Here is a 25,341-nt window from a genome sequence, read left to right as displayed (position 1 = left end):
GTCAGGCGGCCGCGGCGGCGAGGGCGGTGTCCGCCGCCGCGGCGAACCGTTCGAAGTTGGTGACGAACCGCTCGGCGTCCTCGGCGGTGTGCTGCACGGACAGCGTCCACTGTTCGGTCTTGCCCCAGGGCGGCAGGAAGACGCCGCCGTTGTGCTGGTAGAGCCAGTGCAGATGGCCCCAGCGGTCGTCGTAGGCGAGGAAGTCCCGGAAGTGGCGCAGCCGTTCGGTGAAGATCACCGAACCCTTGGCGCCGCGTGCGGCCACGTACCCCGGCAGGCCGTGGCTGCGCAGAGCGGCCTCCACGCCGCCGGCCATCCGTGACCGCAGCGCGTCGAAGCCGCGGTAGGCGTCCTCGGTCAGCACCTCGGTGAGCATCGCGCGGACGGCCGCGAGCATCAGCGGGTTGCCGTTGAAGGTGCCGACCTGCTCATAGGTGTGGTCGGCGATGCGGTCCATCAGCTCCCGGGTGGCGCCGATCGCGCCGCACGGAATGCCGCCGGCCATGGACTTGGCCAGGCACACGATGTCGGGGGTGGTGCCGAAGAGTTCGGTGGCGCCGCCGGGTGCGACCGCGAAGCCCGTCTTGACCTCGTCGTACGCGAGATGGGCGCCGTGCCGGTGGAGCAGGGCCTTCAGTTCGGCGTGGTAGCCGTCCGGCGGGATGATCAGGCCGATGTTCATCATGATCGGCTCGATGATCATCCCGGCGATCCCCCCGGGGTGTTCGGCCAGCGTCCGTTCCACCGCGCCGAGGTCGCCGAACGGCACGACGAGGGTGAGATCGGTGATCTCCGTGGGATAGGCGGGTCCGTACGGCACGGAGCGCGGCCGGTCGTCGGGGCCGATGTCGTCGGCGACGCGGGCGTAGCCGGAGACCTGCACCGCGTCGTGGTGGCCGTGGTAGCTGCCCTCGACCTTGAGGATCTTCTTGCGCCCGGTCGCGGCCCGCATCAGGTGGACGGCGGCCATCGTCGCTTCCGTACCGGAGTTGGTGAAGCGCCAGCGCGGCTGCCCGAAGCGCTCGGCGAGCAGCCGGGTCACCGGGATCAGGTCACGGGTGGGCTGCGCGAAGTGCGTGCCGTGCCGGACCCGTTCGCCGACCGCGGCGACGATCGCCGGGTGGGCGTGGCCCGCGAGGCCGACGCCGAAGCCGCCGTGCAGGTCGACGTAGTCGGTGCCGTCCACGTCGCGGACGTGCGCGCCGTGTCCGTCCTCGATCCACACGGCGCACGGCCGGGAGTCCTGCCAGGCGGAGGCGACTCCGCCGGCGAGTGTCTCCTGCGCCTCTTCGCGCAGGCGGACGGAGCCTGCGGTGCGGTCGGTGAGGATCTTCTCCTGCTCCTCGATCAGCTGGTCCAGGGCGTGGGCGCGTGCTGCGTCCAGCGGGAACTGCTGCGTCATCGTGCCGGTCTCCTTACGCTCGCGGGCGTGCAACGACCAAGCTCCGTAGCGAAGTTACGGTAGAGAGAAAAGTTACGGTAGCTTTTCTACGAAAGTGGCGGCACCGACAGAGGGGGCAGCAGCGCGATGCCGGGAGTCACCAGGAAGACACGAAGGAGCCGGCGTTCACCGGCCGAGACCCGGGCCCTGATGCTGGAGGCGGGCATGGAGCTGGTGCGCCGGCACGCATCCGACACCTCCGACCGGGCGCTCGCCGGCCCCCTGGCGCACATCAGGCTCACCGACGTGGCGCGGCTCGCCACCGAGATCGCCGTGGGCCGGCAGCCGGGCGTCGGCCCGGCCCAGCCGATCACCACCGGCGCCATCTACCCCCTGTGGCCCACCCAGGCCGACTACCAGGCGGACCTGATGTTCCACCTGCTGGGGCCGGACGCGTATCCCGAGGACCGGGATGCGGTGGCCGAGCTGCTGGCGCTCGCGGACACCACGGCGCCGGTCGAGACCCTCCTCACCACGGTCGCCGCCGGCTACCTCGAACGCGCCCGCGCCAACCCGCTCACCTACGTCTACCTGACCTTCTACGTCCTCGGCGAGCATCCCGGAGTACGCGCCGCCGCCCGCGACGGCTACCGGCAGCTGGGCCTCGGCTACGCCGCCGCGCTGGAACGGCTGCTGGCCCGCGAGGGGCGCCGGACGGCACCCGGGCGCACCGTCACCGACTTCGTCGTCGCCCTGCTCGCCGTCCTGGAGGGCTTCTGCCTGCGCGCCCGGGTGGACCCCGGCGCTCCGCTGCCCGACGGCCCGGCGCCCCGCGCGCCGCTCCCCGAACTGCTCGGCGCGACCCTGGTCGCCCTCTGGAACTCCTTCACGGAGCCCGACCCGACGGTGTCGTGAGGTTCAACAGCCTTGTTTCATAAGGCAGTTCACAGGTTCCTCCTAGAAACCTTCGGTACCGTGCGACACATGACAGAAGAGAGCGCACCTCTTTTCAGCCGCCGCCGGATCCTGGCCGCGGGCGGCGCCGGCATCGCCGCCGCGGGTCTCGGCGGGGCCGTCCTGTCCGGCAACGCATCCGCCGAGGAGCCCGTCACCACGGACTGCCTCCGCCTCACGAAGGAGTCCATCGAGGGCCCCTACTACCTCGACTACGACAAGTACCGCTCCGACGTCACCGAGGGGAAGCCGGGCGTCCCGCTGACCCTCCGCATCCGCGTCATCGACTCCGTGCACTGCCGCCCCCTCTCCCGGGTGGCCGTCGACATCTGGCACTGCGACGCGCTCGGCATCTACTCCAGCTACGAGGAGGCGTCCTCCGGCGACGGCTCCACGCCGCCCGCCGGCACCCCGACCGCCGTGCCCACCGGCCCGCCGCCCGGCGGTGGCGGCGGCCACGCCGAGCCGGACAGCGACACCACCTACCTGCGCGGCTTCCGGATGACCGACCGGGCCGGCTGGGTCACCTTCCGGACGGTCTTCCCCGGCTGGTACCGCGGCAGGGCCGTGCACATCCACACCAAGGTGCACGTCGACGGCGTCTTCACGCACGGCAAGTACGAGGGCGGCACCGACTGCCACACCGGCCAGCTGTACTTCCCGGAGCCGGCCATCGAGGCCGTCGCACGGCAGCAGCCGTACGCCACCAACACCACCGAGCGCACCACCAACGCCGAGGACATGCTCTACACCGGCGACACCGCGGCCGACGGGATGCTCGCGCTGCGGTACGACGAGCGGCACATGGGGCGCGGCGTGCACGCGTCCATCACCCTCGGCGTCGACCCTGACGCCGTCAACGACGGCCAGGGCGGCTTCCCCGCCCCGACCTCCTCCCCCTCGGCCGGCAGCTGACCCCACGGTGGTGCCGCACCCCCGCCGAGCGGTGCGGCACCACCTCCCCCGAGCTCAGCCGGCCACCAGGGCGACCTTCCCCCTGACGTGCCGGGTCTCGACCGCGCGGTGGGCCTCGGCGGCCTCCGCGAGGGGGTACGTACCGGCGATCTCGATGTGCAACTGGACGGCGACGGTCCCCACGCCGCCGGCCGCCGCGTGCACCAGCAGCGTGTCACCGGCCCCCACCTTCAGCCGCTCCCGCGTGGTGTGCGCGGTCTGTCCGGACGCGGAGAGCCCCCCGGCGACCGGCCACGGCATCGCCGCGGGCTTCGGCACGATCCGGTCGGTGGGGACGGCCACGTACTCGGCGTGCGCCGCCAGCAGGGCCCAGCCCAGTACCTCACTGCCGACGGGGAAGCCCGCCGCGCCCTCCCCCACCTGGTCGACGACGCCCGCGAATTCGTTGCCGATCTTCTGCGGGAAGGACAGCTCCTGGCCCGGTGGTGCCCAGCCGCCGCGCACCGCGCAGTCGGCGGGCTGGACGCCGGCCGCCCGCATCCGCACGCGGACCTCGCCCGGCCCGGCCGCCGGTGTCGCCACATCGAGCAGTTCGACGGCCTCGGGACCGCCGAAGGAACGGATCGCTGCTGCCTTCACGGCACGCCTCCCCCTGGGATTCCCGCGTCCGGTGACGCGGTGCGCCCATGCTCGGACGTCAACCGCGGTCGAGGTCAACCGCCGCCGATCGCGTGCCGCTGTCCCTGCGTCTCGTCCACGTCCACCGCGTCGGAGCGGCGGTTCCAGGCGCGGGGCGCGCGCCAGTGGTAGTGCAGCGCGAGCAGCCGGACGGCGAAGGCCACGATGGCGGCGAACGCGCTGGTGCCGGGGTTCAGGGCGTGGAAGCGGATGCACAGCACGACGATGGCGGCGCCGACGATGGCGGGCACGGCGTAGAGGTCGCGGTCCCAGCGGACCAGCGACGGCACCTCGTTGGCGATGATGTCGCGCAGCACGCCGCCGCCGACCGCGGTGGCCATGCCGAGGGTGGCGGAGGCGGTGAGGCCGAGCCCGTACTCGTACGCCTTGGTGGTGCCGGCGACGCAGAAGAGGCCGAGCCCTGCCGCGTCGAAGACGTTCACCCCGGTCTGGATCCGCTGGACCTGGGGGTGCAGGAAGAAGACGAGGACCGCGGCGATCAGCGGGGTGAGGAAGTAGCCGAGGTCGGTGAATGCGGCCGGCGGCACGGCCCCGATGATCAGGTCGCGGAACAGCCCACCGCCCAGCGCGGTCACCTCGGCGAGCACGGCGATGCCGAAGATGTCGAAGTTTTTGCGTACGGCGAGCAGCGCACCGGAGATCGCGAAGACGAAGATCCCGATGAGTTCGAGCGTGTGCTGGACGGTGGGCGTGAACAGTTGCTGGAGCACACAGCATTCTTACGTGTGGACGGCGCCGTGGAGCGTGACGTTCCACACTGCGGGCGGCCGCGCCTCCCGGGACGCGGCCGCCGGGCGGTCAGCTGATCTGGCGGCGGACCAGTTCGTGGAAGAGGCCGCCGGTGTCGGCGAGCAGATCGGCGGGGGCGCCCTGCTGGGCCACCCGGCCGTCCGCCATGACGATCACCCGGTCGGCGTCCATGACGGTGGAGAGCCGGTGGGCGATGACGACACGGGTCGCGTTCAGCTGCCGGGTGCTCTCGGTCACCACCCGCTGCGTCTCGTTGTCCAGCGCGCTGGTGGCCTCGTCGAAGAAGAGGATGCGCGGCCGCCGGATCAGCGCCTGGGCGATCATCAGCCGCTGCCGCTGGCCGCCGGAGATCGAGCCGCCGCCGTCGGAGAGCATGGTGTGCATGCCCATCGGCATCCGCTTGATGTCCTCGGCCAGCCCCGCCATCTCCGCGGCCGCCCACGCCTCCTCCTGCGTGAACATCTCGGCGCCGCAGATGCAGTCGAGGATGGAGCCGTTGAAGGGCTGGGCGTTCTGGAGCACCACGCCGCACTGGCGGCGCACCGCGGCCTGGTCCAGCGCCGCCAGGTCCTGCCCGTCGTACAGGACGCTGCCGGCGGCCGGCCGGTCGAAGCCGATGAGGAGGCGCAGCAGGGTGGACTTGCCACAGCCGCTCGCGCCGACGACGGCGACGAACTCGCCGGGCCGTACCTGGAAGGACACGTCGTCCAGGACCAGCGGCCCGTCGTCGGAGTAGCGGAAGGACAGGCCGCGGGCCTCCAGGCCGCCGGTGAGGGTGCCGGGCCGGGTGGAGCCGCCGCGGACCTCGGGCCGCTCGTCGAGCACCGGCTTGATCTGCTCGAACATCGGCAGCACGGCGGCGGCCTGGAGGAACGCGCCGGTCAGCTGGGTCACCGCGGAGAGCATCATGGTCACGGCGGTGTTGAAGGTGAGGAACGCGCCGGCCGACAGCACGCCGCGGGCCGGGCCCGCGAGCAGCATGAACATCACGAGGGTGCACAGCGGCAGATAGACCGCGTTGAGCACGGTGGTGAGGTTCTTGATCCGGCCGACCTTCTGCTGGAGTTCCCGGCTGCGCGCGAACTCCCCGGCCCACGCGCTGTACGCGAAGGTCTCGGCGGCGGCGACGCGCAGCTTCGGCAGCCCGCGCAGCGTCTGGAACGCCTGGTTGTTGAGCTTGTTGGTCAGCTCGATGAGGCGGCGCTGGTAGCGCAGCTGCCACAGCCCGAGGAGCAGGAAGACCGCGGCGATGCAGAGCAGCATGGCGATCGCGACGACGGCCAGCTTCGGGCTGTAGACCAGCAGCAGGACGAGGTTCATGGTGCCGACCGTGGAGGCCTGCACGGCGATCGAGCCGATGCCGGACAGGATGCGGCGGATGCCGCTGATGCCCATCGCGGCACTGGCCAGCTCGCCGGTGGAGCGCTCGCTGAAGAACTTGGTGGGCAGCCGCAGCAGCCGGTCCCAGACGGCCGGCTGGAGGGTGGACTCGATGCGCCCTTCGATGCGCAGGATGGAGGTGTTCTCCAGCAGCATGAAGACCGCGGCGACCAGGCTGGTGACGATCAGCGCGATCGTCGTCTGGACGATGAGGCCGCGCTCGGCGTTGGGCACGTACTCGCCCAGCACCTTGCCGGTGGCGATGGGCACCAGCGCGCCCAGCACCACGGCGACCAGCCCGCCGATGGCGAGATTGCGCAGGTCCAGCCGGGTGCCGCGCATGGCGAAGCGGGCCAGCCGCAGGGGGCCCATCGGGCGGTCCGGCAGCGGCGCGTAGAGCATGACGCCGCGCGGCTCGATCGCCTCGGCGGTCTCGGAGTCGAGGCGGGTGCGCGTGCCGTTCGCGCCGACCGCTTCGTAGCGGCGGCGGCGCCACAGCAGTGCGACCGGTTCGCCGGTCTCGGTGCGGTGGCCGACCAGCGGGCCGCTGTTCTCGCGCCACCACCGGCCGTCGAGCTTGACGACGCGGGTGCGGATGCGGGAGCTGACGGCGATCCGCTCGACCGGGCTCAGCCGGTCGTCGGTCGTGCCGCCCTCCTTGGGCGAGGTGAGCGTGATGCCGGCGGCGTCGGCGACCTTTCGGCAGACGGCGAGTGTGGCGTCGTCGGTCGCGCCGGTGCGCGCGCCGCCGCGGCCGGGCGCGCCGATGGAGGACAGCAGGGTCCGGTCGGCCTGGGAGCGGGCCGCCTCGCCCGCCTCGATGCCGGCGGCCGTGCGGTCCTCATGGGCACGCTCCAGCCGCTCGATCCAGCGGTCCAGGGAGGACAGCAGCCGGTACTGCTGGTCGACCATCCGCTGCCACATCGTGCCGTCGATGAGCAGGTCGGCCGCGGCCTCGGCGCTGTAGTGGGCGCCGTACTGGAGGCTGCCGGGCTCGACCGGCATCCACAGGATGTTCTCGTCGGCCGTGCCCTGCGGATCGAGGACCCCGTCCGCCTCGGCGGTCTCGTACTCACCGTCGAGCGGCGCCTCGAAGAGCACCCGCTGACTGCGGCCGACGCCGCGCGCGAAGGCGTCCTCCAGCGGGCTGAGTGCGCCGTCGTATCCCAGCTCGCCGGTGTCCCACGGGTCCGTCGCACCGGACTGGCCGACGTACCGGCCGTACGCGTCGTACTCCGCGTAGCCGCCGTACTCGGGCCGGAACAGCTCGCGCAGCGGGATGCGGCGCACCGCGCAGCCCTGGAGCGGGCGGCCGACGAGGGTGTGCTGCGGGCCCTCGACGGGGCCGAGCAGGAGGGTGCCGGGGGCGAGCCGGCCGAGGAAGTACCAGTGACCCTGCTGGGCGGCGTCGACCGCGAAGAGGTCCATGGCACCGGCGGTGACCAGCCACAGGACGTGCGGGCCTTCGAGCGGGAGGTTGCGCAGGCCCGTGAGGTCGGCCTCGGTGCCGAGCCCGCCGAGGGCGTGCAGCACGCTGTCGTCGGCGGCCGTACCGGCGGCCGCGGGATGAGGGGTCGTCACCTCAGGACTCCTTGACCAGCTCTGCGTACGCGCCCTGGGCGGCGACCAGCTCCTCGTGCCGCCCGCGCTCGACGACCTTGCCGTGGTCCAGGACCACGATCTCGTCGCTGTCGCGCACGGTGCTCAGGCGGTGCGCGATGACGACGCAGGCGCAGCCCAGGCGCCGCAGGTTGTCCATGATGATCTGTTCGGTCTCCGCGTCCAGGGCGGAGGTGACCTCGTCCAGGACGAGGATGGAGGGCCGCCGGACCAGGGCCCTGGCGATCTCCAGGCGCTGCCGCTGGCCGCCGGAGAAGTTGCGGCCGTCCTGCTCGACCCGGCTGTGGATGCCGCCGGGGCGGCGGGAGACCACGTCGTGGGCGGCGGCGTTCTTCAGCGCCTCGATGACGGCCTCGTCGGGGATCGAGGGGTCCCAGAGCGCGACGTTGTCCCGGACGGTGCCCTCGAAGAGGAAGACGTCCTGGTCGACGAAGGAGACCGAGGAGGCGAGCGCGCCGCGGGAGATGTCCTCCAGCCGCTGCCCGTCGATGTGGATGGTGCCCTCCCACGGGCGGTACAGGCCGGAGATCAGCCGGGAGACGGTGGACTTGCCGCTGCCGGAGCCGCCGACGAGGGCGACCTGCTGGCCGGGGCCGACGGTCAGCGAGAAGCCGGTGAGCAGCGGCTTGTCCAGCGGGCTGTAGCCGAAGGTGATCTCCGTGAGCGTCACGTGGCCCTTGAGGCGGCGGGTGCTCGCGACCGGCTCGGGGCGGGTGTAGAGGGAGTCGACGGGGAAGGACTCGACGTCCTTCAGGCGGGCCACGTCGGCCGCGAAGTCCTGGATCCGGCCCGCCATGCCGTTGAGCCGGGTGATGGGCTGGGTGAAGTTGGTGACCAGCGCCTGGAAGGCGACGAGCAGACCCACCGACATATGGCCCTCGACGGCGCGCAGCCCGCCGATGTACAGGATCAGCGCGCTGTTGAGGGCGGCGAGGGTGGGCGCGACGACGGCGAGCCAGGAGGTGGGGACGCCGAGCCGCTGCTGCCCGTCGAGGGTGGTGGCGTGCTGTCCGGCCCAGCGCCGGAAGTAGCCGTTCTCGCCGCCGGTGGCCTTCATCGTCTCGATGAGCTGGAGGCCGCTGTAGGAGGTGTTGGTCAGCCGCGCGGTGTCGGCGCGCAGCTTCTGCGTCCCGGTGGCGCGCATCCGTACGACGATGCGCATCGCGGCGACGTTGAGCAGCGCGACGGCGACGCCGATGAGGGTGAGCTGCGGGTCGTAGGACCACAGCAGGAACGCGTAGAGGATGACGACGACCGCGTCCACGGCGGCTGCCGCGATGTCCCTGGCGAGGGTCTCGGCGACGGTGTCGTTGGACTGCAGGCGCTGGACGAGGTCGGCGGGGTTGCGCTGGGCGAAGAAGGTGACCGGCAGCCGGAGCAGGTGGCGCAGGAAGCGGGCGCTGCTCAGGGTGGAGGAGATGATGCGGCCGCGTAGCAGGTTCGCCTGTTGCAGCGCGGTGAGCGCGGCGGTGAGGACGAGGGTGGTGCCCATCGACGCGAAGAGCACTCCGAGCAGCGACGTCTGGTCGCCGATCAGGAACATGTCGATGTACGTACGGCTCAGCGCGGGCACCGTCGCGCCGACCACGACCAGCAGGAAGCTGGCGAGGACGGCGGCGAGCATGGTGCCGGAGGTGCCGCGCAGCCGGGGCGGCAGCGCGCCGAGGACGCCCGGCTTGCGGCCGCCCTTGCGGAACTCCTCGCCGGGCTCGAAGGTCAGCACGACGCCGGTGAAGCTGGTGTCGAAGTCCTCGGCGGGCACGAAGCGGCGGCCCCGGTCGGGGTCGTTGATGAACGCGCCCTTGCGGCCGAAGCGGCGGCCCATGCCGTCGAAGACGACGTAGTGGTTGAACTCCCAGAAGAGGATGGCCGGGGCCCGCACCTCGGCGAGCGCGGCCGGCTCCATCTGCATGCCCTTGGCCTTCAGCCCGTAGGAGCGGGCGGCCTTCAGGAGGTTGGAGGCGCGGGAGCCGTCGCGGGAGACGCCGCAGGCGATGCGCAGCTCCTCCAGCGGGACGTGCCGGCCGTAGTGGCCGAGGACCATGGCGAGCGAGGCGGCGCCGCACTCCACGGCCTCCATCTGGAGGACGGTGGGGGTGCGGACGGACCGGCCGGCGCTCTTGGCGGGTCCGGGCCCGCTCCGGCCGGTACGGCGCCGGGTGGGCCTGGCTTCGGGACGGTGCCGGCCGCGGCCGCCGGGCGGCAGCGGGGGCGTCGCCGGTGCTTCGGGCTGCGCGGTCACGGGAGGAGCCAATCGATCGGGCGCTGCGCGGTGAGGTGGATCGCACCGGTGACGGGCGTCATGGAGCCGATGGCGTTCGGCGGGCCGTCCGCTGTGGACCACTTGTAGCCGGACTTGGTGTCCGCGCGGTCCAGCTCGACGAGGACGGCGACGGGCTGGCCGTGCGCGGTGAACTGCTCGCCCAGCTCGCGGTCGCCGAGGAAGGCGGCGATCTGCCGGCTGCTCTGCGGAGCCCGGCCCACCGCCTTGACCTTGCCGCGCAGTACGCCGTACTGCTGCGTGGGCACGGACTGGACGGTGAGGTCGACGGTGGCGCCCACGGGGACGGTGGCGGCGCTGCGGCTGGGGACGTACGCCATGGCCACCACGGGTTCGTGCGCGCCGGTGACGCGCTCGACGCTCGCGACGTCGGCGCCGACGGTGACCACCGAGCCGATCTTGCCGACCAGGCTGGTGACGCGGCCGGCGGCGACGGCGCGGACGGCGCGGTCGCCCTGCGCGGTGCGGACCTTGAGGACCGGCGCTCCGGCGCGGAGCGTCGCGCCCTCCTTGGCGTAGACCTGGGTGACCTGTCCGGCGACCGGACTCTGCAGGACGTAGCTGCCCTGCGGGTGGGTGAGGATGCCGGGCGCGGTCAGCTTGGAGGACACGGACCCGGTGACCGCCCAGAAGGCGGCGACGGCCATCACGACGACGGTGACGGCGAGGACGAGGCCGCCCTGCGGCCGGGCGTAGCGCACGGGCAGGTCGAGCTCTTCAGGCGACTGGAGCTTGGCCAGCGCCTTTTGCCGGAACTGCACGGAACTTTTCCCTCGACTGCTTTTGCCTCATTCGACGCCGGCGCACTTGCCAAAGGGCGGCGAAGAACAAGGCGACCCAATGGGACACGCGCGACATGGCGCACCTATGAGGCATGAAAATACCCGCCGTTCGGGCATGCCGAGGCATGACCGTAACACAGGCGGAAAAGCCCGCACTTGACGGGAGAAGGGTAAATCGGTCACCGACGTCCGTGAGCCCCGGAACAAATGCTCCGGGGCTCACGGCAAACCTATGGATACGGACATGTACGCATAGGTCGAGTCATGCCTGCGGCAGTACTGCCGACAGTGACCGTGGGTCTCAGAGACCGGCGACGACGCCGTTCACGTTGACGCCGGTGGCCTGCTGCACGGTGCCGGTGACGGTGCCGAGCACGTTGCCGACGGTGCCGCCGGTCACGCCGTCGACGGTGCCGACGACCTGGTCGGCGACGGGGCCGACGACGCCGAGGCCACCGGCGATGTTGTCGAGCTCGGCGTCGGCGATCTCAGCGGTCTCGACCTGGGGGGTGAAGTCCATGACTTGCGCTTCCCTTCAATTGCTGTGGGTCAAACTCGAATAACACGGGAGTCGGCGGCAGAACATAACCCGGCCGCCAAATCGGTCATTTACCGACCGGAAGCCGGAAGGCATTTGGCCGACCTCCGCGCCGAAATGATCCAAGCACGCCAACTGGCGGCCGGGCCAACCCGCTTGCAGGGGGCAGTCAGCACATTCCCGCGTCGCACAACGATCGCGTGCAGTTTCGTCCACGCGTTGGTGACGAGTCCTTCACAAGATCGATTACTCGCGGTACGGCGGCCGCGCGCACACGCCGGGCCCATCCGGACATACCCGCGTCAAGCCCCGGCCGCCCGCGCGAAAACCCGCACCGGGCGGCACACGCTGTGCCACCGATGCGAGGGCGATGTGCAGATTCCTTGAAATCCGCCTGCGCGGCTCAACCTCGCGCCGCCGGGAGCGTCCGCGTGAGTGCGCGCACAGGAGGCGGCGCGCGCCTCAGGTCACCGAAACCCCGCCGGGCAGCGCCGCGCGCCAGCCCCCCAGCGTCTCCAGCACCCGCTGCAGCTCACCGATGACCCGGTCCAGATCGCCGGCGGTCCGTGCGTCGAAGGAGTAGGGCAGCCGGCCCTCCGCCTCGATGACGCCCACCTCGACCACCGGCGACGTCCGGCCCGACGCACCTTCTTCACACATGATGTGGAACAGGAGCTGCGGGAAGCCCCGCTCCGGCTGCGCCGAGAGATTCCAGCTGACCGCTTCGGCCAGATGCATGATCCCGTCGTGGCCGCCGGCCTCGGCCTCGGTGTGCACACGGTGGCACCACGTCGGGCACACCACGGGCCGTACCGCCAATGTCACGGCATCCAGCATGTCGTCCGTCATGTGCACATTATCCGGCCGGTGTCCCGAAGCCGCCCCCGCACGGCGTCCGGTCGGCTGTCTTGTGCGGTATCTGCTCGCCTGCTAAACATCTCAGGAGCGAAATTCTCAGCGGTTAAATAAATCGGCGAGGTACGCACGTGTGCGCAGCCCCGCACACACCCCAGGAGGCCCCCGCGATGCTCCTGCTCCCGTCCGGCACGGTGGCGCCGACCCAGCGCACCCTCCCGGACTTCGCCCTCTCCCGGCCGCGGACCCTCGCCGAGGCGGTCGACGCCGGCGCCGCCGACGGCGCGGTGTACGCACAGGGCTGCTCCGACCTGGTCGCGCAGTTCCGCGAAGGACTCCGGTGCAGCACGCTGGTGGCACTGGACCGCGTACCGGAGCTGCGCCGGATCAGCTACGCCGACCGTGCGCTGCGCCTCGGCGCCGGCACGGACCACCACTCCGGCTCCCGGGACTCCGCCGTACGGGGCGCCCTGCCCTCCTTCGCCGACGCCTGGGGCTCCATCGCCACCCACCGCATCCGGCAGCGCGCCACCCTCGGCGGCAACCTCATGGCCCGCCGCACCCGCTACGAGCTCTCGATCATGCTCGGCGCGCTCGGCGCCCGGCTCCACCTCACCTCGGCGGCGGGCCCCTCGGTCCTCTCCCCCGCCGACCTCTGGGACCGCGCCGAGCCGCCCGGCGCGCTGCTGCACACCGTCGAGATACCCGACGTGCCCGGCGTGTGGTTCGGCTACGAGCGCTCGATGCGGCCGCTGGCGACCGTGGCCGTTGCGGTACGCGGCACGGCCGTCACCGTCTCCGTCGGCGCGGAGTACAGCCCGCCGCACACCGTGCGCAGCACGCTCGGCGCCGACCTCACCGAAGCGGTGTCCGCACTGCCCGACAGCATCGGCGACATGGCGGGCAGCGCCCCGTACCGGCGGCACCTGGCCGCGGTACTGGCGGGCCGGCTGCTGCGCCGGTACGACCGGGAGAAGCACGAGGAGGGGTCCCGTTGAGCGCGTCAGGGCCGGTGCGTCAGGTGACCGTCACGATGGAGGTGGACGGACGGCGGCGCACCGCGCAGATCCCGCCCCGCACCGTACTGCTGGATCTGCTGCGCGAGCGGTTCGGCCTGACCGGCGTGAAGGCGTCCTGTGAACGCGGGGTGTGCGGCGCGTGCACGGCCCTCGTGGACGGCGTGCCCGCCGCCTCGTGCAGCGTCTTCGCGTTCCAGGCGGACGGCGCCACGGTCGAGACCGCGCACGGCGCGGGGCACCCGGACGGCGGGCTCGGCCCCGTGCAGCAGGCGTTCGCCGAGTGCGGCGGCTTCCAGTGCGGCTACTGCACCCCCGGCATGGTCATGCTGACCACCGCCCTGCTGCGCGCGCACCCCGACCCGTCGGAGGAGCAGATCCGCGAGTGGATCTCCTCGAACGTCTGCCGCTGCACCGGCTACGCCATGATCCTGGACTCGGTACGCAGGGCGGCGCAGCTGTGCCGCGAGGAGGCCGCCCGATGAGCACCACCCCCGCCACCACTGCCGTGGGCGCCGCGGCGCCACGCCACGACGCCGCGCTCAAGGTCTCCGGCGCCGCCCGCTACACCGCCGACGTCCGCCTCCCCGGCATGCTGCACGCCAAGGTGCTGCGCAGTCCGCACGCGCACGCCCGGCTGGTCTCCGTCGACGCGGCCCGCGCCCGCGCGCTGCCGGGCGTGCACGCCGTCCTCACCCGCGACGACCTGGCGGGGCTCGATCCGTACTACGGCTTCTTCATCAAGGACCAGCCGGTGGTCGCGGTCGACAAGGTCCGCTACGCCGGTGACGTGGTCGCGGCGGTCGCCGCCGAGGACGAGGCCACCGCGCTGCGCGCGCTCGCCCTCATCGACGTCGCGTACGAGCCGCTGCCCGCCCTCCCGGACATCGAAGCGGCGCTGTCCCCGGACGCGCCCGAGCTGTTCGAGGAGAAGCCCCGCGGCGCCCTCCCGCCGTACGGCACCGGTGCCTCGGCGGAGCTGTGGCCGCGGAAGAACGTGTGCTACGAGTTCCGCTACGAGACCGGCGACGACGCCGTGTGGGCGGACTGCGACCACGTCTTCGAGGACACCTTCGTCTTCTCCCGGATGAACCACTTCCACCTGGAGCCGTTCGTCACCGTCGCCGATGTGCGCGCCGGGGAGACCGAGCTGTGGACCTCCACCCAGAATCCCTTCCCGCTCCGCAAAGAGCTGGCCCGGGTGCTGCGCGCCCCGGAACACCGCGTCCGGATCCATGTGCCGTACGTCGGCGGCGGATTCGGCGCCAAGCACAACTGCAAGACCGAGCCCATCGCCGTCCTGCTCTCCCGCGCGGCCGGGCGCCCGGTGCGCTACCTCCTGACCACCGAGGAAGCCTTCCTGACGCTCAGCCAGCACGCCGCCCGGCTCACGGTGAAGACCGGCGTCATGGCCGACGGCACGTTCGTGGCGCGGGAGAGCCGCGTACTGCTGGACGCGGGCGCGTACACCGACGGCAGCCCGCTGGTCGCGGAGAAGGCCGGCTACCGGATGCCGGGCCCGTACCGCTGGCAGCACCTCCGCTCCTCCTGCGCGTGCGTGATGACCACGACGACCCCGGCGGGCCCGTACCGCGGCTTCGGCGCCACCCAGGCCACCTGGGCGAGCGAGAGCCAGGTCGACATGATCGCCCACCGTCTCGGCCTCGACCCGTACGAGCTGCGCCGCCGCAACCTCAAGGAGCTGGGCGAGCCCTTCGTCCCGGGCGAGAGCGGCATCGACAGCGACCTGGCCGAAGGGCTGGAACTGGTCGCGAAGGAGCTGGGCTACCACGGCCGCGAGCGGCGGCCCTGGCGCGGCATGGGCCTGGCCATCGGCTTCAAGGACGGCGGCGGGGTCAACAAGCCCGCCACGGCCCGGGTCAAGGTCACCGCCACCGGCGGGGTGCACGTCGGCTCCGGCACGATCGAGATCGGCCAGGGCGCGTCCACGACGCTCTGCCAGGTGGCCGCCGAGGAGCTGGGCGTACCGCTCGAACGCGTCGGCTACGCGCCCGTCGACACCGCCACCACCCCCTTCGACCAGGGCACCAACGCCTCGTCCGGGATGACGGTGATGGGCCGCGCGGTACAGCGCGCCGCCGCGGACGCCAGGTCCCGCGTACTCACCTTCGCCTCCGGCCAACTCGGCTGTGAAGTAGATGAGTTGACGATGGACGGCGACGCCTGGACCGTGCGCCGGGGCACGGAAGCACCCGTCCCGCTCGCCGGCCTCATCGCCCGCGAATTCGGGCCCACCGGTTACGAGTTCACCGGCGAGGGGAGCTTCAAGGTGCCGGTCTCGCACGAGGCGCCGCTGGAGGCGCCGTGCCTGTTCTGGGAGATCGGCTGGGCCGGTGCCGAGGTCGAGGTCGATCCCGACACCGGCCGGGTCACCCTCCTCCAGCTCGTGGCCAGCGGTGACGTCGGGCGTGCGGTCAACCCGCTGCTCTGCCGCGGCCAGGACGAGGGCGCCGCCGTCATGGGCATGGCGCAGGCGCTGTTCGAGGAGATGCGGTACGAGGACGGCGTACTGCTCAACGGCGAGGCGCTGGACTACCGCGTCCCGATGACCGAGGACCTCCCCCGCCGCTTCGTCTCGCTCACCCAGGAGCAGGGCCACGGCCCCGGCCCGTTCGGCGCGAAGGGCGCGGGCGAGGGCGCCATGGTCCCGGTCGCCGCGGCCATCGCCAACGCCGTCTAGGACGCCACGGGCGCCCGCGTGACCCGGCTGCCGCTCAGCCCGGAGCGGGTGTTCCTGGCGACGGCGGCCGCCCGCGAGGGCCGCGCGCAGTAAGCGCGGGGCGGGTCAGCCCGACGCGCGGACGACCAGCCGGGGAGCGAGCCGGATCGCGCGGCTCGGGGCCGCGCCACCGGACGGGATCCGGTCCTCCGACCGCTCGGCCAGCAACCGCGCGGCCTCCGCCGCCAGTTCGGTGACCGGCTGCCGGACCGTGGTGAGCGCCGGGTCGGCCAGGCCCGCGAACGGCACGTCGTCGAAGCCGGTGACCGCGACCTCGCCGGGCACGTCGGCGCCCAGCTGGCGGAGCCGCTGGAGGGCGCCGACGGCGATGAGGTCGTTGGCGCAGACGATGGCGTCCGGGCGGGACGGCCAGATGCGGTCGACGGCCGCGCGCCCCCAGGCCACGGAGAAGTCGCCCAGCTCGACCCGATCGGGGGCCGGCGGATCCAGCACCGCTGCGCCCGCCTCGTACGCGGCACGCCGCTCGGCAGCCGTCGTGGTCGTACCGGCCGCGCCCACGAACCACGGGCGGCGCCGGCCGGCGGCCGCCAGGTGGTCGAGCACCAGCGCCATCCCGGCGGCGTTGTCCACCGCGACCGAGTCGGCGACGCCCGGGCCGCAGCCGCGGTCCAGCAGCACCACCGGCACCCGCCGTGCCGCGTCCGCCACCGCGTCCCGGCTGCGCCGCTCGTCGACCGGTATCAGCAGCAGCGCGTCCACCTGCCGGTCCAGGAACTCCGCGATCCGGGCCGCCTCGGTCGCCGGGTCGTCGTCGCAGTCGGCCAGGAGCACGGCCCGCCCCTCGGCGTGCAGCGCGTGCTCCAGCTCCCGCACGAGCTCGGGGAAGAAGGGGTTGGTGATCTGCGGGAGGACCAGGCCGACGGTGCCGGTGGCGCGGCGGCGCAGCGCACGGGCGACGTGGTTGGGCCGGTAGCCGAGGCGGGCGGCGGCCTCGCGCACGGTGCGGGCGGTCTCGGCGCCGACGGGGCGGGTGCCGGCGAGCACACGGGAGACCGTGGCGATGGAGCAGCCCGAGGCACGGGCGACATCCTTGAGGGTGACTTCGGCCACGGTCGTGCCCTTCGCTCGGCTCGGCTGGGCCGCCCGCACCGGCGTACGCTGCGGAAACGGCGGGCAAACGTTATCACCGGGTCCCCGCCGGGATCTGTGGGATGAATCATTGACAACTGCCCCGGTATGCGGGTGAACTCTTCGCGGCACTTCGGAGAACGATTTCCCATCACCTCCTCCGAGGGTCACCGCACCACCGTTCAACAGGGCAAAGGGGCTCTTCCGTTGGCCAGAAAGATCATCCTCGACTGCGACCCGGGGCACGACGACGCGATCGCCATGCTCCTGGCCCACGGCAACCCCGACGTCGAGCTCGTCGCCGTGACGACCGTGGTCGGCAACCAGACGCTGGAGAAGGTCACCCGCAACGCGCTGTCCGTGGCGCGCATCGCGGGCATCACCGACGTACCGTTCGCCGCCGGCTGCCCGCGTCCCCTCGTACGGAACATCGAGACCGCGCCGGACATCCACGGCGAGACCGGCCTGGACGGGCCCGTGCTGCCCGACCCGACGTGCGTGCTGGACGAGCGGCACGCCGTCGACCTGATCATCGACACCGTGATGTCCCACGAGCCGGGCGAGATCACCATCGTGCCGACCGCGGGCCTCACCAACATCGCGCTGGCCGCCCGCAAGGAGCCGCGCATCGTCGAGCGGGTCCGTGAGGTCGTCCTGATGGGCGGCGGCTACCACGAGGGCAACTGGAGCGCGGTCGCCGAGTTCAACATCATCATCGACCCCGAGGCCGCGCACATCGTCTTCAACGCGGGCTGGCCGGTCACGATGGTGGGCCTGGACCTCACCCACCAGGCGCTCGCGACGCCCGAGGTCGCCGAGCGGATCACCGCGCTGGGCACCAAGCCCGCCAAGTTCGTCGAGGAGCTGCTGGAGTTCTTCGGCACCACCTACCGCGACCACCAGGGCTTCGAGTCGCCGCCGGTGCACGACCCGTGCGCCGTCGCGTACGTGATCGACCCGGACGTGATGACGGTGCGCCGGGCCCCGGTGGACATCGAGCTGACCGGCACCCTGACCAAGGGCATGACCGTGGCGGACTTCCGCGCCCCCGCGCCTGCCGACTGCAGGACCCAGGTCGCGGTGAAGCTGGACCACGGCCGCTTCTGGGACCTCGTCGTGGACGCGCTGGAGCGGATCGGCGATCCGGAGCTGATCGGCGAGAACCCGCAGCAGCCCGGGGACGTACTGGCATGAACGCGTCCACCACGGCGGCGCCGCCCCCCGGCGGCCTGACGGAGCGGCCCGGCGTCCGGGTCGGCGTCCTGGTCACCGCGCTGCTGGCGGCGTGCTTCGCCTTCCAGCTCAACGCGTCCATGCTCAGCCCCGCGCTGAAGAGCATCGAGGACAGCCTGCACGCCACCTCGGCGGAGATCGGCCTCACCCAGACCGCCTTCTTCACCTCGGCGGCGCTCTTCTCCCTCTTCCTGCCGCGGCTGGGCGACGTCATCGGCCGCCGCAAGGTACTGGCCGGGATGATGGCCCTGATGGTGCTCGGCTGCGTCATCGCGGCGCTCGCGACGAGCGTGCCGATGCTCTTCGTCGGCCGGATCATCCAGGGCGTGAGCGGCCCGACCGTGCCGCTGTGCCTGATCATGCTGCGGGTGGAGGTGACCGAGCCGAAGAAGTACGGCACCCTGCTCGGCGTGATCACCGCGGTCAACGGCGGCATCGCGGGCGTGGACTCGCTCGCCGGCGGCTACCTCGCCGACCACTACGGCTTCGGCGCGGTCTTCTGGGCCATGGCCGTCGTCGCGGCGGTCGCCGCCGCCCTGGTCGCCACCCTGACCCGGGAGTCCACCGCGCCCGTCAAGAGCCGGATGGACTGGCCCGGCGTCGTCCTCCTCGTCATCTCGGTCGGCACGCTGCTGACCGCGTTCAACGAGGCGGGCAAGCTGGCCGCCGCGAACTGGCCGCTGATCGGCGTGCTCGTCGTGATCGCGGCACTCGCCTTCGCGCTGTTCTGGCGTACGGAGAGCCGCAGCGGTCACCCGCTGGTCGCCACCCACCACCTCAAGCAGCGCTCGACCTGGGCCCTGCTGCTGACCACGGTCCTCACCATGACCGGCGTCTTCGCCGTCATGAACGGGCTGATCCCGGCCTTCGCGCAGGACGCCCGGGCGGGCCTGGGCATGTCGGCCGAGGCGTCGGCGTGGTGGACGCTGACCCCGTACGCGCTCGCCGGGCTGGCGATGGGCCCGGTGGCGGGCCGGCTCTCCGCCACCTTCGGGTACGGCCGCATCCTGCGCTTCGGGCTCGTCGGCACGGTGGCGACGATCGTGCTGCTCGTCGTCACCAGCGGCGGCCACTCGCGGGTGCTGCTCCTGGCGCTGTCCGTCATGGTCGGCATCGCCTACGCGGGCGTGGCCAACATCGTGCTCAACGGGCTCGGGATCGTCCTCTCCCCGCGCGAGAACCCGGGCTTCCTGCCGGGTCTGAACGCGGGCGCGTTCAACCTGGGCGCCGGCCTGAGCTTCGCGGTGCTGTACGCGGTCAAGACGGCCGTGGTGCCCTCGGATCCGGCGTCCACGTCGGGCTACACGGCCGCGATGATCGCGGGTGTCGTCATCATCGCGGCGGCGTTCCTGACGTCGTTCCTGATCCCCAAGCCGGTGTCCGCTGAAGCGGACGGGTAGCCGACGGACCGACGGTCGGGGTGCGTGACGGTTGTTCCCTCACGCACCCACCGTCGTGGCTGGTCGCGCAGTTCCCCGCGCCCCTAGGGGCGCAGGTAGGCGCCCAGGCGTTCGATTGCCGACGGGTTGCGGGGGCTTTCCACCAGATCCGCGTAGTCCAGCGTGATGATGCGCTTGTGCTTGATCGCGGAGACGTTCGCCAGCGGCTTGTACTGCAGCAGGAACTCCTTCTTCCGCTCGGCTGTCGTGTCCCCGTAGTCGTTGATGACGATCACGTCGGGGTTCCGCTCGACGACGGTCTCCCAGCCGACCGTCGTCCAGGAGTCCGCGAGGTCGTGGGTGATGCTGCGGCCGCCCGCCTTGTCGATGATCTGCTCCGGTGCCGCGTACCGCCCCGCCGTGAACGGCTTGTCCTGGCCGCTGTCGTACAGGAACACGCTCGGCCGCGCGTCCCCCTTCGGCGCCTTCTTCCGTACGTCCGCCACCCGCTCCTTGAAGTCCGCGATCAGCTTCCGCGCCCGGTCCTGAACGCCGAACAGCTTCCCCAGCTGGGTGAGGTCGGTGTAGAGGGCGTCCAGCGGCGGCATGACACCGCGTGCCGAGCCGTGGCCGTTCCGGCAGGACTCGGTGAGGACGTACGAGTCGATGCCGAGCTTCTTCAGGGACGCCGGGGTGATCCCGTTCTCGCCGAAGCCGTAGCCGTAGCCCGCGAACACCAGGTCGGCGTGGGCGTCGACGGCCATCTCCTTGGTGATCGCCTGCTTCGACAGCCACGTCGTCTTCTTGTACGCGCCCTTCCACGGCACGTGGTCCAGGTCGCCCTTGTCGTCCGGCATCACGTAGCCGGCCATCCGGTCCTCAAGGCCCAGCGCGAACATGATCTCGGTGATGCCCACGTCGTTGGTGACCACCCGCTCGGGCACCCTGTCGAAGGTGACCTTCTTCCCGCAGTTCTCGATGGTCACGGGCCGCTGCCCGGCGGCCTTGCCGTCCCCGGACGGGGACGCCACGCGCGCGCCGCATCCGGTGAGCGCGAGGGCGAGGCAGAGGGCGCCGGCGAGGGCCGCCGCCGGGCGGATACGGGTCACGGTCATGCGGGCTCCTGGTCGGGGAGTTCGGTGGGGTCGATACGGTCGAAGAGCAGCTGGAGGGCGCCGGTCACGGGGTGGGTGACGCGGTGCGCCCGTACGCCGAACACCTCGGCCAGCAGCTCCGGCCGGAGGACGTCGTACGGTGGGCCGGCCGCGACGACGCGGCCGCCGTCGAGCACGTACAGCAGGTCGCAGTGGGACGCGGCGAGGTTCAGGTCGTGCAGTGCGGCGAGCACCGTGAGGCCGCTGCGTCGCACCAGGGACAGCACGTCCAGCTGGTGGGAGATGTCCAGGTGGTTGGTGGGTTCGTCGAGGACCAGGACCCGCGGCTGCTGGGCGAGGGCGCGGGCGATCAGTACGCGCTGCTTCTCGCCGCCGGAGAGCGAGCGGAAGCCGCGCCCGGCGAGGTGGCCCGCGCCGACCCGGTCGAGTGCGGCACCGCACAGCGCGGCGTCATCGGCTGACCGCCCGCCGAACGGGGAACCCCGGTGGTGCGGGAGCCGGCCCATCGCCACCACCTCGGCCGCGGTGAAGTCGAATTCGGCGGCGGACTCCTGGGGCAGCGCGGCCAGCCGGCGCGCGCCTGCCCGCGCGTCCATCGCGTGCAGGTCGTCGCCGTCCAGCCGGACCGTGCCCGCGGCGGGCCGCAACGCCCGGTACACGCACCGCAGCAGTGTGGACTTGCCGCTGCCGTTCGGCCCGACCACCCCGACGACCTGCCCGGCGTCGGCGCGCACGGTGATGTCCTCGACGATGCGGCTGCCCGCGAGCTCGACCGTCACCCCTTCGACGTCGACGCGCATCAGCGGCCACCCCCGAACGCATAGCCGCCGCGCCGCATCAGCAGCAGGAAGCAGGGCACGCCGAGCACGGCGGTGACCACCCCGACCGGGATCTCGGCGGGCGCCAGCAGCAGCCGGGAGACGATGTCCGCCCAGACCAGCAGCACGGCCCCGGCGAGCGGCGCGAGGACCAGCACCCGCCGGTGGTCGGCGCCGACCAGCATCCGTACGACGTGCGGCACCATCAAGCCGACGAACCCGATGGCGCCGGACACGGCGACGACCGCCGCGGTGACGGCGGCGGTGACCACGAACAGCTCGGTGCGCAGCCGGCCCGCACGCACGCCGAGCGCCGCCGCGGTCTCGTCGCCCATGGCGAGTGCGTTCAGCTGCCCGGCGCGGGCGCCGAGGTACAGCGTCCCGGCGAGCACGGTGACGGCGGCGACCGGCACCGAGCCCCAGGTCGCGCCGCCCAGGCTGCCGAGCAGCCACATCATCGCGGACCTGGCCGCCTCGCCCCGCTCGGCCCGGAAGACCATCAGGGTGGTGAGCGCGGAGAAGCCGTACGACAGGGCGGTACCGGACAGGACGAGCCGCAGCGGCGTCAGCCCGTAGGCGGTACGCGCCGCCGCGTAGACGAGCGCCATCGCCGCGAGTGCGGACAGGAACGCGGACACCGACAGCGCCCACACGCCCAGCGCGGCGAACGCGCCCAGCAGGAGTACGGCGTTGGCGCCGACCGCGGCGCCGGAGGAGACGCCGAGCACGAAGGGGTCGGCGAGCGCGTTGCGCACCATGGCCTGCACGGCCACGCCGACCGACGCGAGCCCCGCGCCGACCACGGCCGCGAGCACGGCCCGGGGCAGCCGGATCTCCCAGACGATGGTGTACCCGCCGGTCTCGTCGGCCCCGATCGTCCCGCCGGTCAGCCCGGCCGTCAGAAAGTGCAGCGTCTCGCCCCACGACACCCCGGCCGAGCCGAGTCCGACGCCGCACACGAGGGAGACGAGCAGCAGGACGCCGAGCACGGCGGCCGAGGCGGGGACCGGCGGGCGCCGGAGCGCGGGCGGTCCGGCCGCGGCGGGTGCCGGGGCGGTGGATGTGGCGGGCACGGGCGGGCGTCCTTCGCCTCGGGCCGCGTCCGTACGCACAAGGGGCGGCGCACCCGGCACCGGCCGGTCGTCCGTGCGTCATCCCTCTCGCAGTCCGCGGCGAGCAGTCGGGAGATGTGCCACCCCGCGGGTCATCGGACTCACGCGAACACCACGTACGGATCCCGCCGACGGGTCCGTGCCACGCGCTCGCGCACACCGTTGCGGGTCAGCGCCGGACTCTCACCGGACTTCCCCCACGGGGCACCCCAGCAGCCTAACAGCGCCCCAAACCCCCAGATCACGGGCTCACCGGACACGGACCACAGCCCCGGTCACTCCCCCTACGGCGCGAAAGCCCGCGCCACCGCCATGCTGTCCTCGTACACGTGGTGCCGGGTGATGAGCCCGTTCTCGACGGTGAGGTGAAGGGCGAAGCGGGGTAGGGGCGGTGCGTCGCGCGGGCGGTCCGGCGGATCTCGCCGGTCACGACGGCGTCCGGGCCGTCGACGAGGATGCGCTCGATCTCCGTGCCGACGGCCTCGGGTACGTGGTGCTCGGCGAGTTCCCGGTAGTGCGCGGCGGCGTCGGCGCGGGTGGTGCGGTGGCGGATCCAGGGGGTGGCGGCGCGGCCGTGCTCGTCCTCGGGCCAGTCCAGCTTCCAGTCGGCGTTGTCCGCGTACAGCTCGGCGATGCGCTCGGGGTCCCCCTCGCCGATGCGGCGCAGCAGTTCCGTCACGACGTCGCGGGTGGTCCCGGTCATGGTGTCTCCCCCTCCGGTCGCCGTCCGCGCGGGCACGCGGGCGGGCCGCCCATCCTGGCAGGGTGGGCGGCCCGCTGCGATCTTTTATGGCGTCGGGCGGCGGGGCCGCCGGGGGTTACTTCATCGGCTTCAGTGCGCCGCCGTGGTAGCGCACCGCCGGGTTCCAGAGGAGGAAGGAGTGGATGCCGTCGTCCTCGGCGGCGCGGATCTGGGCGGCCACTTCGGCGTCGCCGTAGGAGACGCCGAGGGAGAAGTCCTGGAGCCAGGGGACGATCTGGGCGTCGGTGTGGCGGGTCTTCTTCACGAAGTCGGCGAGGGACTTCTTGGTGATGGGGTACGGGTGGGAGTTCGGGTCGGAGACGCCGTACTCCCCCTCGGCCCAGTGCGAGGGGTAGACCATCGGCGCGATGTAGTCGCACTGCTTGGCGAACTTGCCGATGTCCTGGGCGATCTCCTTCGGGCGGGTGACCGCGACGCCGAAGACCGAGACGCCGAGGAAGGCGCCGTGTTCGCGGGCGACCGCGCGGGTCCGCGCGACCAGGCCGGCGATGGAGTCCTCCGGCGAGGTCTTGCCGAGGCCGGGGAAGGACATGCTGCTGAGCTTGCCGTCGGGGCGGCGGATGTAGTCGTAGAGGATGTCGTCGAAGCCGAGCTTCGCGGCCTCGGCGGCGAGGTCGAGGTGGTACTGGCGGACGTCCTTGTTCGCGAAGTTGGTGAAGGAGAGGGAACCGTACTTGGAGCCGGCGCCGTACGGGCCGCCGTCGGGGGTGCGGACCACCCGGTCGCGGTGGCCGTCCTTCCAGGAGGCCGAGGCCAGGACCGGGTCGCGGAAGGCGACGATGCGGCCGACGACCGCGCCGCCCGCCGCGTGGATCTCCTTGATGGCCTTCTTCGCGTCGTAGTAGCCCTTGGCCGCGCCTATCTTCTTGGCGAGCGGCACCTTCGAGTCGTAGCTGATCTCGCCCAGTTCATCCTTGATGTCGAGCTGGACGGCGTTGATCCGGTGCTCCTTCAGCAGCTTCAGCACGGGCTTCCGCAGCTGGTCGGAGGCCCAGGCCTGGCCGCTGACGTGCACCGCGCGCAGGGTCGGCCGGCGAACGGTGATCACCGCGTCCTCCCGTGCGGTGTTCCCGGCCTTGTCGGTGGCGACCGCGGTGGCCTTGGCCGGCGGCCGCGGCAGGGTCACGGAGAACGCACCGTCCTTGCCCACGCGCGCCTTCCGGCCCGCGACGGTCACCTCGGCGGCGTCCTGCGCGCGGCCCTTGACCGTGACCGGCCCGCGCAGGCTGCGGCCTTCGGTGTCGGCGACCGCGAGCTTCGGCGGCGTGGTGTCGACCTTCAGCTCGCGGGTGAGTTCGGAGCCGCCGAGCATGGAACCCTCGGTGGCGACCTTCAGTTCGTGCGTGCCGTCCCGCAGGCCGTCCAGACCCACCGTCAGGTGACGCCCAGTCGTCCGCACCGGAACCCGCTTGCCGTCCACGGTGACCTCGGCGCCGTGCAGCCCCTCCCCCTCCGGGGCGGTCACCTCCACCCCGCCCTTGCCGACGGCGGAGGCGTTCACCACCCCGCCGGCGGACGCTCCCGCCAGCCGGAAATCGGCGCCGCTGTGCTGCCCTACGAGGAGCACGCCGCCGACGACCAGGGCCATGGCCAGTACCCCGGCCAGAAGAATGACCAGCGGTCTGCGCGGGGAACGGTTACTGGAGGAATCAGCAGCATCGGTCGAGGAGTCGGACGCACCTGAGGCGTCCGAGGTGTTGAGAAAGAGCTTCTTCCAGTCGAGCCGCACAGGCACGCCCCTTCCAGGAGGTTTCGTGCATCTCCGTCGCCGTCGTCCCGTTCCCCTGCGCCGTCAGGGTCTCGTCCTCCTGTCCCTGCTCACCCTGGCGGCCTCGGCCGTCTCCTGCGCCGAGTCCCGTGGCGGTGCGCCACCGCCGGAACCCTCGGCTCCGAAAACTACCGGTGGTCGGCAGGATTCCCC

General features: G+C 72.3%; 20 protein-coding genes, 1 pseudogene and 1 riboswitch. Of the genes and pseudogenes, 7 read left to right on the top strand and 14 right to left on the bottom strand.

The annotated features are described in order from the left end of the window. Nucleotide 1 precedes the first annotated feature (1 nt). Nucleotides 2-1,402, bottom strand: a complete 1,401-nt coding sequence (locus tag ACZ6WH_RS08575; RefSeq protein ID WP_469726974.1) for an aspartate aminotransferase family protein — start codon at nucleotides 1,400-1,402, stop codon at nucleotides 2-4. A gap of 126 nt (nucleotides 1,403-1,528) precedes the next feature. Between ACZ6WH_RS08575 and ACZ6WH_RS08570 the strand changes: the two genes are divergently transcribed. Together ACZ6WH_RS08570 and ACZ6WH_RS08565 are read left to right on the top strand one after the other, a co-directional pair. Then, a complete protein-coding gene (locus ACZ6WH_RS08570; RefSeq protein ID WP_469726973.1) occupies nucleotides 1,529-2,296 on the top strand; it encodes a hypothetical protein in 768 nt (255 codons plus the stop codon). 69 nt (nucleotides 2,297-2,365) lie between these two features. Then, entirely contained in the window at nucleotides 2,366-3,250 is an 885-nt protein-coding gene (locus ACZ6WH_RS08565; protein ID WP_469726972.1) for an intradiol ring-cleavage dioxygenase, read from the top strand. 54 nt (nucleotides 3,251-3,304) lie between these two features. Here the strand turns inward: ACZ6WH_RS08565 and ACZ6WH_RS08560 are convergent, their stop codons facing one another. From ACZ6WH_RS08560 to ACZ6WH_RS08530, 7 genes are all read right to left on the bottom strand, one after another. After that, the gene (locus tag ACZ6WH_RS08560; protein WP_469726970.1) at nucleotides 3,305-3,889 is read right to left on the bottom strand and encodes an alcohol dehydrogenase catalytic domain-containing protein; all 585 of its coding nucleotides are present in this window, start codon (nucleotides 3,887-3,889) and stop codon (nucleotides 3,305-3,307) included. A gap of 74 nt (nucleotides 3,890-3,963) precedes the next feature. Then, complete coding sequence (locus tag ACZ6WH_RS08555) at nucleotides 3,964-4,659, bottom strand: trimeric intracellular cation channel family protein (RefSeq protein WP_432851411.1); 696 nt, start codon at nucleotides 4,657-4,659, stop codon at nucleotides 3,964-3,966. Nucleotides 4,660-4,747: 88 nt separating this feature from the next. Further along, nucleotides 4,748-7,660 carry an NHLP bacteriocin export ABC transporter permease/ATPase subunit gene (locus ACZ6WH_RS08550; protein ID WP_469726969.1) on the bottom strand — a complete coding sequence of 971 codons (2,913 nt, stop codon included), beginning with the start codon at nucleotides 7,658-7,660 and terminating at the stop codon, nucleotides 4,748-4,750. Nucleotide 7,661: 1 nt separating this feature from the next. After that, a complete protein-coding gene (locus tag ACZ6WH_RS08545) occupies nucleotides 7,662-9,941 on the bottom strand; it encodes an NHLP family bacteriocin export ABC transporter peptidase/permease/ATPase subunit (protein ID WP_469726968.1) in 2,280 nt (759 codons plus the stop codon). Then, a complete protein-coding gene (locus ACZ6WH_RS08540; protein WP_469726966.1) occupies nucleotides 9,938-10,741 on the bottom strand; it encodes a hypothetical protein in 804 nt (267 codons plus the stop codon). The genes ACZ6WH_RS08545 and ACZ6WH_RS08540 overlap by 4 nt, the downstream gene beginning before the upstream one ends. Before the next feature lie 322 nt (nucleotides 10,742-11,063). Beyond that, nucleotides 11,064-11,282, bottom strand: a complete 219-nt coding sequence (locus ACZ6WH_RS08535) for a type A2 lantipeptide (RefSeq protein ID WP_399705159.1) — start codon at nucleotides 11,280-11,282, stop codon at nucleotides 11,064-11,066. A 480-nt stretch (nucleotides 11,283-11,762) separates the two neighbouring features. Further along, a complete protein-coding gene (locus ACZ6WH_RS08530) occupies nucleotides 11,763-12,149 on the bottom strand; it encodes a DUF6907 domain-containing protein (protein WP_469726964.1) in 387 nt (128 codons plus the stop codon). Nucleotides 12,150-12,325: 176 nt separating this feature from the next. Here ACZ6WH_RS08530 and ACZ6WH_RS08525 point away from each other — a divergent pair, with 176 nt between their 5' ends. Genes ACZ6WH_RS08525 through ACZ6WH_RS08515 form a run of 3 tightly spaced genes read left to right on the top strand, consistent with a single transcriptional unit; the run spans nucleotide 12,326 to nucleotide 15,872 of the window. Next, nucleotides 12,326-13,153: an FAD binding domain-containing protein gene (locus ACZ6WH_RS08525; protein ID WP_469726962.1), complete on the top strand. Its 828-nt coding sequence runs from the start codon at nucleotides 12,326-12,328 to the stop codon at nucleotides 13,151-13,153. Beyond that, a complete protein-coding gene (locus ACZ6WH_RS08520) occupies nucleotides 13,150-13,656 on the top strand; it encodes a (2Fe-2S)-binding protein (protein WP_469726960.1) in 507 nt (168 codons plus the stop codon). Before ACZ6WH_RS08525 ends, ACZ6WH_RS08520 begins: the two co-directional genes overlap by 4 nt. Continuing rightward, on the top strand, nucleotides 13,653-15,872 hold the full coding sequence (locus ACZ6WH_RS08515) for a xanthine dehydrogenase family protein molybdopterin-binding subunit (protein WP_469726958.1): 2,220 nt from the start codon (nucleotides 13,653-13,655) through the stop codon (nucleotides 15,870-15,872). The genes ACZ6WH_RS08520 and ACZ6WH_RS08515 overlap by 4 nt, the downstream gene beginning before the upstream one ends. Nucleotides 15,873-15,977: 105 nt before the next feature. On the opposite strand, the gene ACZ6WH_RS08510 is transcribed toward ACZ6WH_RS08515, so the two are convergent. After that, on the bottom strand, nucleotides 15,978-16,982 hold the full coding sequence (locus tag ACZ6WH_RS08510) for a LacI family DNA-binding transcriptional regulator (protein WP_469726956.1): 1,005 nt from the start codon (nucleotides 16,980-16,982) through the stop codon (nucleotides 15,978-15,980). 225 nt (nucleotides 16,983-17,207) lie between these two features. Between ACZ6WH_RS08510 and uriH the strand changes: the two genes are divergently transcribed. Then, the gene (uriH, locus tag ACZ6WH_RS08505; RefSeq protein WP_469726954.1) at nucleotides 17,208-18,194 is read left to right on the top strand and encodes a uridine-preferring nucleoside hydrolase UriH; all 987 of its coding nucleotides are present in this window, start codon (nucleotides 17,208-17,210) and stop codon (nucleotides 18,192-18,194) included. After that, a complete protein-coding gene (uriT, locus tag ACZ6WH_RS08500; RefSeq protein ID WP_469726953.1) occupies nucleotides 18,191-19,633 on the top strand; it encodes a uridine transporter UriT in 1,443 nt (480 codons plus the stop codon). Before uriH ends, uriT begins: the two co-directional genes overlap by 4 nt. Nucleotides 19,634-19,716: 83 nt before the next feature. Here uriT and ACZ6WH_RS08495 read toward each other — a convergent pair whose 3' ends face one another. The 5 genes and pseudogenes from ACZ6WH_RS08495 to ACZ6WH_RS08475 form a co-directional block, all read right to left on the bottom strand. Further along, nucleotides 19,717-20,727 (bottom strand): ABC transporter substrate-binding protein, encoded by a 1,011-nt coding sequence (locus ACZ6WH_RS08495; protein WP_469726952.1) that lies wholly within the window; start codon nucleotides 20,725-20,727, stop codon nucleotides 19,717-19,719. Next, nucleotides 20,724-21,527 carry an ABC transporter ATP-binding protein gene (locus ACZ6WH_RS08490; RefSeq protein ID WP_469726951.1) on the bottom strand — a complete coding sequence of 268 codons (804 nt, stop codon included), beginning with the start codon at nucleotides 21,525-21,527 and terminating at the stop codon, nucleotides 20,724-20,726. The genes ACZ6WH_RS08495 and ACZ6WH_RS08490 overlap by 4 nt, the downstream gene beginning before the upstream one ends. After that, a complete protein-coding gene (locus ACZ6WH_RS08485) occupies nucleotides 21,527-22,618 on the bottom strand; it encodes a FecCD family ABC transporter permease (protein WP_469726949.1) in 1,092 nt (363 codons plus the stop codon). The genes ACZ6WH_RS08490 and ACZ6WH_RS08485 overlap by 1 nt, the downstream gene beginning before the upstream one ends. 108 nt (nucleotides 22,619-22,726) lie before the next feature. Then, nucleotides 22,727-22,877: riboswitch (cobalamin riboswitch) on the bottom strand. 64 nt (nucleotides 22,878-22,941) lie between these two features. Then, a pseudogene (locus ACZ6WH_RS08480) lies at nucleotides 22,942-23,360 on the bottom strand (nuclear transport factor 2 family protein). Between the two features lie 115 nt (nucleotides 23,361-23,475). After that, nucleotides 23,476-25,155 carry a putative glycoside hydrolase gene (locus ACZ6WH_RS08475; RefSeq protein WP_469726947.1) on the bottom strand — a complete coding sequence of 560 codons (1,680 nt, stop codon included), beginning with the start codon at nucleotides 25,153-25,155 and terminating at the stop codon, nucleotides 23,476-23,478. Nucleotides 25,156-25,341: the final 186 nt, after the last annotated feature.

Source organism: Streptomyces sp. NPDC050806, from assembly GCF_055586425.1.
This window is presented reverse-complemented; position numbering and strand designations above follow the sequence as displayed.

Bases quoted from the DNA above. Each gene is read 5' to 3' on its own strand.
- ACZ6WH_RS08575 (WP_469726974.1), bottom strand. From the start codon at position 1,402: ATGACGCAGCAGTTCCCGCTGGACGCAGCACGCGCCCACGCCCTGGAC.
- ACZ6WH_RS08570 (WP_469726973.1), top strand. From the start codon at position 1,529: ATGCCGGGAGTCACCAGGAAGACACGAAGGAGCCGGCGTTCACCGGCC.
- ACZ6WH_RS08565 (WP_469726972.1), top strand. From the start codon at position 2,366: ATGACAGAAGAGAGCGCACCTCTTTTCAGCCGCCGCCGGATCCTGGCC.
- ACZ6WH_RS08535 (WP_399705159.1), bottom strand. From the start codon at position 11,282: ATGGACTTCACCCCCCAGGTCGAGACCGCTGAGATCGCCGACGCCGAG.
- ACZ6WH_RS08530 (WP_469726964.1), bottom strand. From the start codon at position 12,149: ATGACGGACGACATGCTGGATGCCGTGACATTGGCGGTACGGCCCGTG.
- ACZ6WH_RS08525 (WP_469726962.1), top strand. From the start codon at position 12,326: ATGCTCCTGCTCCCGTCCGGCACGGTGGCGCCGACCCAGCGCACCCTC.
- ACZ6WH_RS08515 (WP_469726958.1), top strand. From the start codon at position 13,653: ATGAGCACCACCCCCGCCACCACTGCCGTGGGCGCCGCGGCGCCACGC.
- uriT (WP_469726953.1), top strand. From the start codon at position 18,191: ATGAACGCGTCCACCACGGCGGCGCCGCCCCCCGGCGGCCTGACGGAG.
- ACZ6WH_RS08495 (WP_469726952.1), bottom strand. From the start codon at position 20,727: ATGACCGTGACCCGTATCCGCCCGGCGGCGGCCCTCGCCGGCGCCCTC.
- ACZ6WH_RS08490 (WP_469726951.1), bottom strand. From the start codon at position 21,527: ATGCGCGTCGACGTCGAAGGGGTGACGGTCGAGCTCGCGGGCAGCCGC.